Origin of the sequence: uncultured Campylobacter sp. (genome assembly GCF_938017705.1) — a bacterium.
Classification (GTDB): domain Bacteria; phylum Campylobacterota; class Campylobacteria; order Campylobacterales; family Campylobacteraceae; genus Campylobacter_B.
The window spans coordinates 1-12,481 of sequence record NZ_CALIIS010000222.1 but is presented as its reverse complement, the minus strand read 5'-3'; the positions used below and the strand labels follow the sequence as shown (position 1 = coordinate 12,481).

The following is a 12,481-nucleotide window of genomic DNA, read 5'->3' as shown; positions in this document are numbered from 1 at the left end:
GCTAATTAGTAGCTAAAACGCTATTTGCCGAGGCAAAAATTGCTAAACATTTCGTCTAGAATTTCGTCTCGCTCAAATGGACGCGAAATACGTGCAATCGCCTCAATAGCGCGATTTATCTCAAATGCAAAAAGCTCAAGCTCGCCGCAAGCTAGGCGCTCGCTCGCGTTTTTAAGAGCTGCGAGCGCGCTCTCGCAAGATAGAATTTGCCGCTCGTTGCTTAGCATAAGGCCATCGAAATTTTGAGAATTTAAGTAGCTCTCAAGCGCGGTTAAAATTTTATCCACACCCTCGTTTGCAGAAATTTCAAGTGGCGTAAAAATGGAATTTGCTTGGGTAGTTTGCCTAACGGAATTTATTGCAGAGCTATTAGGCGCGATGGAATTTGCAGAATTTTGTTTGGAATCATCTTTCGTAAAATTCCCCGCAGCACAGCTTGCAGTAACGCGCTCGGTATTTGACACTAGTCCCGCTTTTGCGGCGGAATTCTGCCCCACCAGATTTATGGAATTCGCAAGAGCTATTTGGCTTGTAAGCACGGAATTTGTGGAAGTAGAATTTTGCGCGCTTAAGTCACGCTTTAAATTTTTAGCTTTTAAATTCTGCGCGCAAGAATTTAAAGAAGCGTCGCAGGTCCGACTTTGCTTTAAATTTTCGGCTATGAAATTCTCTGATATGGGATTTTCGGCTGCGAAATTTTTTTCAGAAAAAGCCTCTAAATCCTCGTCAAGATCCTCCACGCTAGGATGAAATTTACGCGGCAAGTCGCATTTATTTAAAACGTAGATGATTTTTTTGCCTTTTTGTTCACGCAATATTTTTAGGATCTGCGCGTCCTCGGCGTCCCATTCGCGGCTTGCGTCAAACACTGCCAAAATCACGTCTGCCTCGCTTGCAGCGCGAAGCGAATATGAAATGCCGATACTTTCGAGCTTTGAGCCGCCGTGTCTGATACCTGCGGTATCGACTATACGGATTAGATGAGTGCCTATCTGCAGGCTTTCTTCGATGAGATCGCGCGTAGTGCCCGCTTCGTCGCTCACGATAGCGCGACTAAAGCTCAGCATAGAATTTAAAATGCTTGATTTACCGACATTAGGCTTACCCACAATCGCTACTTTAAAGCCCTCGATTAGCCCTTTTCGGCTGCGGCTGATGCGAGTGATTTTTTCTAGCGAAGCGATATTTTGGCTAAGCATTTCTTGCGAATTTTGCAGTACATCAGAAGGCAGATCATCCTCCGCGTAATCAATGCAAACCTCGACGAAGGCTAACGTCTTAACCAAAGCTGCACGCAGATTTGCGACGAAGTCTGCCAGCTCACCCCGTAGGCTACGCGCTAAAGCTTTAGCCGCACTTTGTGAGCGAGAATTAATCAGATCACTTATGGCTTCGGCTTTACTAAGATCCATTTTACCGTTTAAAAACGCTCGCTTACTAAACTCGCCCGGATTTGCTATGCGCGCACCTAGAGCCAGCACGGCATCTAACGCCAAGGACGAAGCCGTAAAGCCGCCGTGGGTCTGCACTTCTACGACATCTTCGCCGGTAAAACTATGCGGAGCTTTAAAATATATCAAAATAGCCTCGCCGAACGCTTCGCCACTCGCGTCAAAAAGATTCACAAGCGTGGCATAACGAGGGCGCAAAGAGCTGCGATGCGAAAGACCTAGAGCGATAGATAGCGCTTCTTTGCCTGAAATTCTAATTATGCAGATTCCGCCGATGCCGTGAGCCGTAGCGATAGCGGCGATAGTCTCGCTCACGATTAGCTTTTTTCGTCTACGATGACGATTTTGCCGCTACGTGTGGATTTGATTCCCACGAAACGATCTGGATATGCTTGTTTTAGCTTGTCGGCTACGATTTTGATAAATGCGCCATCAAAAGCCTTCGTGACGATACGCTCATTTCCAGAGCGCTCCACGAGCGCATCGACGTAAGAGTCGATAAATTTTCTTTGGTTTTGTAAAAATTCCGCGACTTCAAACACGACTGCGAGGTTGTATCTTATGCTGATCCAATTATAGATCATATACGAAAGAGCCTTGTAGCGGTGCCCCTCTTTGCCTATCAAAAGCGCACTATCCTCGCCGTCAAGCTTGATATAAATGCTGTTTTCGTCGATCTTGCTAACTTCGCTCACTTCGATCTTAAACTCGCTCGATCCAAAAAGCGCCGAGAGTTTTTCTTTGATCTCGATTAAATTTTCATCGGTTACGACGGCTTTTTGCTTTTCTTTGCGGTGTTTAGAATGCGTGGTGCGAGGACTTTGAGACTCTGATTTGTCGCCCTGCTTTTTCTCTGCTTTGCCGGTTTTGTTTTGAGAGGCGCTAAATTCCGGATTTTCGCTAAATTTCTCCCCTTCCAAAACAGCTTCTATAATAGCATTTTTCTTAAAAAAGCCCAAAAATCCGCCGCTTGGATGCTGCAGCACGCGCACGTTAAGCTGCGTTACTGAGCATCCCAGCTCAGCTGCTGCTTTATTATATGCGTCTTTTAAATTTTCTGCTTCAATTATCATGACTTTTTCTCCGCTATTTGAGCTTGTTTATGCCTAGCAAAGGCCTTGTTTATGACGTATTGCTGAATGATTGAGCAGAAGTTATTGACCGTCCAGTATAACGTAAGACCAGCAGGGAACATCACAAAAAATACCGTAAAAATGAGCGGTAAGAATTTCATCATCTTCTCTTGCATCGGATCGGTAAATGTAGTCGGCGTGATCTTTTGCTGCAAAAACATCAAAATTCCCATCGTAATCGGCAGGATGTAATATGGATCTTTAAGCGACAGATCGTGGATCCACAGCGCCCACTCCGCGCCCTTTAGCTCGATCGCATTAAGTAGCACGCGGTAGATCGCGAAAAATACCGGTATCTGAAGCAGTATTGGCAAGCAGCCGCCCATCGGATTGGCACCGTTTTTCTTATACAGATCCATCATATGCAACTGCAGCTTTTGTTTATCGTCCTTGTATTTCTCCTGAAGCTCCTTCATCTTAGGCGCCAGATCTTTTAGCTTATTCATCGATAGCATTCCCTTGTAGCTTAGCGGGAATAAGATTAGGCGGATAATGAGCGTAAGCACGACGATCGACCAGCCCCAGTTACCGATATAGCTGTGCAACCAGTTTAGAAATTTAAACATCGGGCGGGCGATGAAGGTAAACCAGCCATATTCGATAATGTGCGTAAGAGCAGGATTTATCGAGCTTAGCGTCGCGTGATCTTTCGCGCCGATATAGCCCGTAAGACTAAGATCGCCGTCCGAGCCTATGAAAACCTGCGAAATTTTATCTGCGTCAGTCACGGTCGCATTCAAGCTCTCTCCGTAAAATAGCGTTGTATAATAGCGATCGGAGCTTGCAGCGATATTCGCCCCACTTATTCGCTCATTTTTATCCACATCGCCATCTTTAAAAATTTCTACGCTTTCGTTTATAGCCTGCGAGCCCGTAAAAAATGAAGCGATTTTATCTGAAATTCCAGCTTCGCCCGGTTTTCCAACGATGACGCCGTGAACCGTATAGCTATCTACTTCTACGTTCGGGCGAGAGCCCGGAGTGATGAAATAAGGTGCGCTGCCGTTTAATTTAACATCCAGCTTGTAGCTGCCGTTCGGGAAAAAGGTCAAATTTTTAGTTATAGTTACCGAGCCCAAATTTTGACTTAAGCTCACGCTAGCTTCGCCGTTTCGTACGTCCAGCTCGCCAGATGAAGCGCTATAAGGAGTATCGAAAGCCATCGCATTCAACGCCGCGTCCTCGAAGCGCATCTCAAGCGGTTTAGAATGCGATTTAGGATCGATCAAATTTATCGCATCGCCGTTTTCGTCACGGAATTTCGCATCGTTTAACACATATGAGCTTATGCGACCAAGTCCGTCGATCGTAAAATTTGCTTCTTTTCCGACTACGCGTACTAACGGTGCAGAGATGGAATTTACGGTATTTAAATTCGCTCCCTGCGCGCTCACGCCAACAGCGGTAGTTTGCGGAGTGGACTTGGCGGCATTTTTTTGCGCGATTTGCGCCGCGGTTGCGTTTGCCTCCATTGCGGCGCGAATTTTTGATAAATAAAAATGATCGTAAGCTACAAAAAATATGAGCGCAGTTGCTATCGCGATAGCAAGGCGCTTTGATTGAGGAAGTTTATCTAGCACTATTTTCTCCTAGTCGTATGACGTAATATCTATTTTTTTTATATGGTATAAACCAAAGCTTAAATTTATCCGCAGAGGCATTGCTACTGCGGATTTTAGAAAATACGCAAAATTTGAAATTTCGCGCGATTATCGGATAATCTATGCCGCCGCTAAAGAGCGGATTGCATCTTAAAATTCTAGCCGTTACGGCGCAGAGCGCGCCAAAGACGCCGTTAAACTTAAACTCATAAAGCGCGTATTCCGAACAGCTCGGATAGTAGCGGCAACAGCGCGGTAGCAAAGGCGAAATAAATTTTCGATAAAACCCGATCGCGACTATAAAAAATCTCTTCATTTTACTGCGCCGATCTTTTTAAACGCCCATTTTAAATTTCGCTCAATGTCTTCAAAACTCATATCTATGATCTGCTTTTTTGCGATTAATATAAAAATTCCGCTAACAATGGCGTCTTTTTGATTATAAAACGCGACGCGCAAACGTCTTTTGGCGCGGTTTCGCGTGACCGAATTGCCTATTTTTTTGCTGGCGACCGCGCTAAATTTACGCTCTTCGCTAGCTAAAAAATACACAACAGCGCATTCGCAATGCCACTTCGCCGCACTTTTATAAACCTCCGAAAAAACCCTGCTATCGCTTATCGCAGTAAATTCGCCTACGCAGCCAATCTTCTTCTGCCTTTAGCACGTCTTGCACTTAAAACTCTGCGACCGTTTTTTGTTTTCATGCGGACGCGAAAGCCGTGAGTACGCTTTTTAGGGGTATTGTGGGGTTGGTACGTTCTTTTCATAACTGTTCCTTAAAGAAAATGTAAAGCGGAGATTTTATAGAAACTTTACTTAAAAACCGATAAACAAAAGCAGCCCTAGCGCCGATAAGCGTCGCCTTGCAGCTTTTTACGGCGCAATTTTAAGTCCTTCTCATTTTTATTGTTTCGCTCCTTGATGTCTTGCATCGGCTGTTTTTTCATCGAAAAATCATCGTGGTCGCCTACGCCTTTTGATTCACGTTGCAAATTATTTTGCAGGCTTTGCCTATCTAGTTCATTTTTTTGACGATTTAGCAGAATTTCACTATGGTTTTTCTCAAATTCTGATTGTTTATCGTTCGCAACGTAAGCGCTGGCACCAAAGCTTACTGAGTCATCTTGTGCGCTTAGTGCCGTGGAATCAGCAAATATTGCGCCGCAAAGCAGCCAAAATATCAAAGCCTTTTTCATTTGCGTTTAAATTTGCCTGCCATTGCGCGATAGATCGCTGCCTCGTTTTGAAGCGTCAAATATCTTTGATTTAGCTCGTTTATCTTGGCATTTACGGCGTCGGTGCGGGCTTCTAGCATATCCTTCAGCTCACTTGAGCCAGCTTCGTATTTCGCGGCGTAAAGATCGGCAATGCGCGCCTTTTCATCGTAAGCAGCGCTTAAATTTTTAAGGCTAGCCAGATTGATCTGGTAAATTCTATATAAATTTAGCACCTCATTCGTAGCGTTAGAGAGCGTCTGTTCGTAATTTACGACGTTTTTGCGAAAAGCGATCTCCGAAATTTTAAGGCGGTTTTCAACCCTCGCATAATCCAAAAACGGCAAACTTATGCTTACGTTGCCGCTTAAAAAATTTAGCTTGAAGCTATCGTTAGCGCTCACGCCTTGCCCGTTAGTAAGCCCTGCGCCTAAATTTACGCTAGGAAAGAAATTTAACTTAGCGGTCTGTTCGTCGTAAAAGCTGGAATTTAGCCTAGCGATCGCAGCTCTAATGTCGGGGCGATTAGCAAGCGCTGTGTAAGGCACATTTAGATCAACGCCTTGGAATTCTATGGAATTTATCGAATCAGTGTTATCATCAAATTGCAAGCTGGAGGAGATAAGATTTCTCATATATTTATGATTATCCTCGATATTTTTTTGAATGCTTAAGACCTTGTTTTCAAGCCCTAGGATAGAATTTTGAATCTGCCTGTAATCAAGCTGTTCGGACTTGCCGTAATCATATTTTGCCTTGATTATCTTTTCGATCTCTCGGTAATCGCTTAAATTCTGTTTTGTCCATTTTAGCGAATCGTTTAAATAAAGCATCTCGAAGTAGCCGCTTACGACGGAATTTATAAGAGTCAGGCGAGTATTTTCAAGGTCAAACTCACTGGCTTTGGCGTTCCAGCCCTCGGCATTTACCGCCGAGCGGATCTTGCCGAAAAGATCAAGCTCATAGCTTACGTTAAAGCCCGAGCTATAGGTTTTGTTCCAATTCGAGCCGGTGCTTATGTCGCGATTAGCGCCCGCACTCCACGAGCTACTTAGCGTAGGAAAAAGATCAGCCCTGCTTAGCCCTAAATTTGCATAAGCACTCTCAACGTTTAAAGCCGCTGTTTTTAGATCGTAGTTATTCGCAAGGGCTTGATCTACAAGCTTATTTAAGTATGATTCGCCATATTTTTTATACCACAGCGTATCGATTTCGTAGCTTGCGTTTTCATCTTTGAAATTCTCTACGGGTTTATACTCGACCTCGCTTTGATTCGAGGCGCAGCCACCGATAAAGACGGCCAAAACGCCGCTTAAAATTACTTTGGAATTTATCATTTTCTCTCCTTGATTATTCTTGTGCTAAAGCATCTATCGGATTTAATCTGCTGGCGTTTCTTGCCGGCAGATAGCCGAAAACTATACCGATCGCGGACGACGCCGCAAAGGCGATCACGAAAGGCGCGGTAGTAAATTTCATCGCAAAATCCGGGCTTATGGTATTAAATGCAAATCCAAGCGCCAAAGCGATTAAAATTCCTAAAGCTCCGCCGAGCGAGCAAAGCAAGATCGCCTCTATCAAAAACTGCTGCAAAATGTTGGATTGCTTCGCGCCGATCGCCATCCTAATGCCGATCTCGCGCGTGCGCTCGGTGACGCTTACGAGCATTATATTCATCACGCCGATACCGCCCACGACGAGCGAGATCACCGCGATCGAGGAGATCAGAATCGTCATCGTGCCGGTAGTGCTTTGTATTGTTTGTTTGATAGTATCTGCGTTCATCGTATGAAAATCCCGCGAGCCGTGTCTTTGGATAAGTAGCTGAGTTAGGCTTTCTTCGGCCACTTGAGTATTGACATCGTCTTTTATTTTGATGGTGATAGAGCTGATTTTTCGATTGCCCGTGATTTTATTCATCACAGTTGAGTACGGCGCGTAAATTCTTAAATTTTCGTTGCTTCCGAAGGCGTTTTTATCCTTGCCCGAAACTCCTATGATCTTAAGTGGCTTACCCGAAAATAAAATCGTCTTGCCGATCGGATCGGAATTTTTAAAAAATGTTTTTTTAGTGTTTGGATCGATAATCGCGACGGAGGCAGAATTTTTAATATCATCGTCGCTAAAATTTCTACCATCTTCTATATCTATGCCATTAACCGCCAAAGAATTCACGCCGCCGCCGCGCAGTTGAGCCTTGGAGCTTAAATTAGCATATGTTGCCGTACCGCTTGCAGAAGCATTTGGTGTGGCATAATCGACGTAGGGCTGGCGCGCCAAAACTTTAGAATCGCTTATCGTAAGGGTGCTCACGAAGCCCGCACGCACGTCGCCGAAATTTTTACCGGGAAAGATATCGATCGTATTGGTGCCAATTTTACGGATCTCGGATAAAATTTTCTCCTCCGAACCCTTACCGAGAGCTACTACGCAGATAACAGACGCAATGCCGATGATGATGCCTAGCATCGTCAAAATCGATCTTAGTTTATGCGAAAATATCGCGCTAATCGACATTTTAAAGCTCTCGATGAGCTGATCTTTGCAAAATATAAAGGAATTTTTCGTTTTGATCTGCTCTTTTTTGCGCTCAAAAACCCGCTCAGCCTTTCTTTTATCGCTTAAAATTCTACCGTCTTTGATCTCGATGATACGATCCGCAAATTCCGCAATATGCGCATCGTGCGTAACTATGATGATAGTGTGACCCTCTTTGTGCAACGCCGTTAAAATTTGCATCACCGTCTCGCCGCTTTTGCTATCAAGCGCGCCGGTAGGCTCGTCTGCCAAAATCACTTCGCCGCCGTTTATCAGAGCGCGGGCAATACTTACGCGCTGCTGCTGCCCGCCGCTAAGTTTGCTCGGTAAATTTTTAGTGCGATCGCCAAGCTCCAGCTTATTCAAAAGCTCCACCGCTCGTTTCGTCCGTTCGCTCGCCCCTACGCCTGCATACACCGCAGGCAGCGAGACATTTGCGGTCGCATCCATCGTGGCGATGAGATTATATTTTTGAAAGACAAAGCCGAATTTTTTGCTTCTAAGCGCCGCAAGCTCGTCGCCGCTTAAATTCGCGGTCTCGCGACCTTCGATCTTATAGCTTCCGCTGCTTGGCGTATCGATGCAGCCGATTATATTCATCAGCGTGGATTTTCCGCTTCCGGATTGTCCGATTATCGATATAAACTCGCCCGCTTCGATATTTAAACTTACGTCTTTTAGGACGTGGATTTCGTTATCGCCGAGAATGAATTTTTTGTTTATATCTTTAAGCTTTAGCATCTTTACACCATAAAATTTTAACTAAAACACCATTGGAGGCCCGTCCATATTTAACGGTGCGGCTTTTCCATCGGCGATAAGCACCTCATCTTTTTCATCAAGGCCGCTTAAAATTTCAGTATTCAAATCGTCGCTGACGCCCGTTTTTACGTATCGCTGCTCAGGCTCTTTGCCGTTAAGCACCGTGACATAATCGCCTTTCGCGTCGCGCTTGATAACCGAGGTAGGTAGGTAGCTCGTATTGTTCGCTTCGCTTACGATTATGTTGTTTTCGGTCGTCATTCCGATCTTTAAAAAATCGTTTTCGTTATCCACGAGCATCTTTGCATAAAAATAGATCGCGCTGTCGCTGCTACTCGAAGAATAGGACGATCCGCTAGAGGTTTTATCGTAAGTCCCGTCGCTAAGCGTGGTAAGACCGGGATCGATCTTGTAAATTTTAGCCTTTTTGATATTATCCAGATCCGATAGTATGGAGTATTCTACGTCCATTCCGACCTTTACTTTGGATATATCGCCCTCTGCGATCTGCATCTTGATCTCCATTTTGCTTAGATCGGCGATCTTTACGATCGTAGGCGTAGTTTGGTTAGAATTTACCGTTTTGCCCTCCTCTACCGGCATCGAAACGATCGTGCCGCTTATCGGAGCCGTGATCTTGGTGTAGCCGAAATTTGTCTCTGCGGTGCTTAGCTGAAGTTTGGTCTGCTCGATCTGCGCCTCGATCTGCTTCTGCTCGGCTTCCTTTAAAGCGGCGCTATTTTTAGCGTTTTCCACAGCCTCTTTGGAAGCGGCGTTTCTTTTATACAGCTCAAGCTCGCGGTTATACTGCGTTTTAGCGTTTGCCGCGGCGATCTTTGCCGAAGCCAAATTTGCCTCGTGGATCAGAAGCTGCGCCTTTTGCTGCGCGATCTCGTTTTCTTGCGTGACCGAATCAATCTGTGCGATCATATCGCCTTTTTGAACCTTATCGCCAACTTTGACGTAAAGCTTTTTGATCTGACCGCTTACCTGCGCGCCCACGTCGACCAAATCCCTGGCGTAAACCTCTCCCGCAGCCGTCACCGTGCCTCTAATATCACCCTTTTCAAGTCTAGTCGTAAGAGCTTTCGGTGACTCTTCTTGCTTAAAAAATTTACCGTATAAAAAATATATCGCAATAAAGATAAGTACGATAGAAACGATAAATTTCAAGGTTTTTTTCATTTTGCCAACTTCAAATAAAATAAGGGCTAATTCTAATGTAAAAATATAAAATTTTAGTTAAATACTAAATTCTTTGCTCGCGTAGGGCGTAAAATTTCATAATCTTTTTATGCAAAATTAGCGAAACATAAATCAGCGCCGAGCCCGCAAGTAGGCGCGCCAGATCAGCATCTCTTTGCCAAAATACCAAATTTACGACGATCGCTGCGGGGATGAGCGCGTTATTCATAATCGCAAGCACGCCGCTATCGACCTCGCACGCGCCTTTGTTCCACAAAAAATACCCCAGAGCGCTGGCTACCGTGCCCAGATACACGATCACGGCGCCCTGCGAGAAGCTGGGATTAAATTTAGAAAAATCCCCGAGCACGATCGCGGCAATCGCCGTAACGGCGGTAGCCCCCGCAAAAAAGTAGCCGAAAAGCTCCTTCTGCTCGCTAAAGCCGTGGCGCTCCAGCATAAATTTATACGCGCTCTGCCCGAGCCCAAAGCATAAATTTGCGCCTTGTACGAGCAAAAAGCCCGTCAAAAACTCGGAATTTATCGCACCGAATTTTATCACCAAAGCCCCCAGCACCGCGACAGCGACGCTGAAAAGATATAGCGCGCGAAATCTAAGCTTAAGCGCATCGTAAAGCAACGTCACGTAAAACGGAGTAAATATCGTAAAAAGGGCCACTTCATAGACTTTCAAATACGCAAAGCTGCGGTAGTAAAAGATATACATCACGCCGATCTGCACGGCGCCCACGGCGCAAATTTTAAGCGCCAGGACGGGATTTAGCCTGCGAAATTTCATAAACGGCAAAAAACAAATTAGCGCCAACGATACGCGCGAAAACGCCAAATACGCGCTGTCTATGCCGCGCAAAAACTCGCCTATCAGAGAGAAGCTAAACGCCCAAATACAAGTAACCAAAATCAGTTTTTTCAAAACGTCCGCCTAAGCTTTAAAATTTAGGCGGAATTTTATAAAATTTTAGTTGAATTTGGGATTTAAATTTCGCCCACGCGGCATAAATTTAGGTTTTTATTTATTTTAAATGTGTTAAAATTATCCGATTTTTGAAATTTAAGGGTAAAAATGAACGACGTTTCGGTTATAGTTCTTGCCGCAGGGCTGGGCACTCGGATGAAGTCGCAAAAAGCCAAGGTTCTTTTCGAGCTTTGCGGCGAGCCGATGATAATCCACATCCTAAAGAAAGCTTACGAAATTTCAAACGACGTGAGCGTGATTTTACACTATCAATTCGACGAGGTTAAAAGCGCAATTCTAGCGCACTTTCCAAACGCTAAAATCTACAAACAAGACCACGAGCATTTCCCCGGCACTGCGGGCGGACTAAAAGATGTCGAAATCCGCGGGGAAAAAACACTCATAATCTGCGGCGATATGCCTTTGGTAAAAAGCGCCGAACTTCGCAAACTCTGCGAGGGGGACGCGGAAGTAAATTTAAGCGTTTTTAGCGCGCGCGATCCATTCGGATACGGTCGCGTAATTACCCGCGGCGGCGAAATTTTAAAGATCGTCGAGCAAAAGGACGCAAGCGAGGAAGAAAAGGCGGTAAAAGACGCAAACGCAGGCTGCTACTGCTTCAAAAGCGAGGCGTTGAAACAGATTCTGCCGCAGATCAAACCAGATAACGCGCAAAAAGAGTACTACCTCACCGACGCGATCAAAATCGCCAAAGATATGGGCTTAAAATGCGCCGCCGTGTGGGTGGACGAGCAAAGCTTCATGGGCATAAACGATAAGCTCGCCCTCAGCATCGCCGAAAATTTAATGCAAAACGAGATCAAAGAAAATTTGATGAAGCAAGGCGTTTTGATGCGCCTACCGCAAAGCATCTACATCGATAGCAGAGCAAAATTTATCGGCGAGTGCGAGCTGCAAGAAAACGTAAGTATCGTCGGTCCTTGCGTGATCGAAAGCTCGCTTATAAAAAGCGGCTGCGTCATCGAAGATAGCGTCGTAAAAAACTCAGACATCGGCCCGATGGCACATCTGCGCCCAAAATGCGAAGTTATAGGCACTCATATCGGAAATTTCGTCGAGCTTAAAAACGCGAAAGTAAACAAAATCAAGGCGGGGCATTTAAGCTATCTTGGGGATTGCGAGATCGATGAGGGCAGCAATATCGGCTGTGGCACGATTACGTGCAACTACGACGGCAAGAAAAAATACAAAACGATAATCGGCAAAAACGTCTTTATCGGCTCGGATACGCAGCTAGTAGCGCCCGTGCGGGTGGCCGACGACGTCATAATCGCCGCGGGCACGACGGTTACGAGCGACGTTCCGAGCGGCGCGCTGGCGATCAGCCGAAGCAAACAAATCAACAAAGATGGGTTTTTCCATAAATTTTTTAGGAGCGAAGATGAATAAGAAAAAGGTTTTACTCGCGGTTTGCGGGAGCATCAGTTTTTACAAAGCGTTTGAAATTTTATCCGCTCTGAAAAAGTCGAATTTCGACGTCTATGTCGCGCTTAGCGACGGCGTGCAGGAGTTTGTTAGCTACAAGGCATTCGAGGCACTATGCGATCACCCCGTGCTTTGCAAAGCTAACGAAAACTGGCAGGCCGGGATCAACCAC

Annotated in this window: 13 protein-coding genes; 2 read left to right on the top strand and 11 right to left on the bottom strand. The window is 45.3% G+C overall.

Annotated elements, in window-relative coordinates; translation table 11 throughout:
- Nucleotides 1-20: 20 nt before the first annotated feature.
- The 11 genes from mnmE to Q0605_RS10185 all read right to left on the bottom strand — a co-directional run bounded on the left by mnmE (nt 21) and on the right by Q0605_RS10185 (nt 10,821).
- Nucleotides 21-1,766 (bottom strand): tRNA uridine-5-carboxymethylaminomethyl(34) synthesis GTPase MnmE, encoded by a 1,746-nt coding sequence (gene mnmE / locus Q0605_RS10235; RefSeq protein ID WP_298706744.1) that lies wholly within the window; start codon nt 1,764-1,766, stop codon nt 21-23.
- Between the two features lie 2 nt (nt 1,767-1,768).
- Nucleotides 1,769-2,524, bottom strand: coding sequence for a Jag N-terminal domain-containing protein (locus tag Q0605_RS10230; protein WP_298706742.1), 756 nt, complete (start codon nt 2,522-2,524; stop codon nt 1,769-1,771).
- The gene (gene yidC, locus Q0605_RS10225; RefSeq protein ID WP_298706740.1) at nt 2,521-4,164 is read right to left on the bottom strand and encodes a membrane protein insertase YidC; all 1,644 of its coding nucleotides are present in this window, start codon (nt 4,162-4,164) and stop codon (nt 2,521-2,523) included. Before yidC ends, Q0605_RS10230 begins: the two co-directional genes overlap by 4 nt.
- Entirely contained in the window at nt 4,154-4,501 is a 348-nt protein-coding gene (yidD, locus tag Q0605_RS10220) for a membrane protein insertion efficiency factor YidD (RefSeq protein WP_298706738.1), read from the bottom strand. The genes yidC and yidD overlap by 11 nt, the downstream gene beginning before the upstream one ends.
- Entirely contained in the window at nt 4,498-4,806 is a 309-nt protein-coding gene (gene rnpA / locus Q0605_RS10215) for a ribonuclease P protein component (protein WP_291938151.1), read from the bottom strand. The genes yidD and rnpA overlap by 4 nt, the downstream gene beginning before the upstream one ends.
- A 14-nt stretch (nt 4,807-4,820) precedes the next feature.
- On the bottom strand, nt 4,821-4,955 hold the full coding sequence (rpmH, locus tag Q0605_RS10210; protein WP_005873223.1) for a 50S ribosomal protein L34: 135 nt from the start codon (nt 4,953-4,955) through the stop codon (nt 4,821-4,823).
- A gap of 75 nt (nt 4,956-5,030) precedes the next feature.
- Nucleotides 5,031-5,384, bottom strand: coding sequence for a hypothetical protein (locus tag Q0605_RS10205; RefSeq protein WP_291937884.1), 354 nt, complete (start codon nt 5,382-5,384; stop codon nt 5,031-5,033).
- Nucleotides 5,381-6,739: a TolC family protein gene (locus Q0605_RS10200; protein ID WP_291937886.1), complete on the bottom strand. Its 1,359-nt coding sequence runs from the start codon at nt 6,737-6,739 to the stop codon at nt 5,381-5,383. Before Q0605_RS10200 ends, Q0605_RS10205 begins: the two co-directional genes overlap by 4 nt.
- A gap of 13 nt (nt 6,740-6,752) precedes the next feature.
- Nucleotides 6,753-8,681, bottom strand: coding sequence for a MacB family efflux pump subunit (locus Q0605_RS10195; RefSeq protein ID WP_298706734.1), 1,929 nt, complete (start codon nt 8,679-8,681; stop codon nt 6,753-6,755).
- Nucleotides 8,682-8,702: 21 nt separating this feature from the next.
- On the bottom strand, nt 8,703-9,887 hold the full coding sequence (locus Q0605_RS10190; protein WP_298706732.1) for an efflux RND transporter periplasmic adaptor subunit: 1,185 nt from the start codon (nt 9,885-9,887) through the stop codon (nt 8,703-8,705).
- A gap of 64 nt (nt 9,888-9,951) precedes the next feature.
- On the bottom strand, nt 9,952-10,821 hold the full coding sequence (locus Q0605_RS10185) for an EamA family transporter (protein WP_298706730.1): 870 nt from the start codon (nt 10,819-10,821) through the stop codon (nt 9,952-9,954).
- A gap of 150 nt (nt 10,822-10,971) precedes the next feature.
- Here Q0605_RS10185 and glmU point away from each other — a divergent pair, with 150 nt between their 5' ends.
- Nucleotides 10,972-12,273, top strand: coding sequence for a bifunctional UDP-N-acetylglucosamine diphosphorylase/glucosamine-1-phosphate N-acetyltransferase GlmU (glmU, locus tag Q0605_RS10180; protein WP_298706728.1), 1,302 nt, complete (start codon nt 10,972-10,974; stop codon nt 12,271-12,273).
- Nucleotides 12,266-12,481, top strand: a 216-nt coding sequence (locus Q0605_RS10175; protein ID WP_298706726.1) for a flavoprotein, incomplete at its 3' end; no start/stop codon positions are given. The genes glmU and Q0605_RS10175, both read left to right, overlap by 8 nt.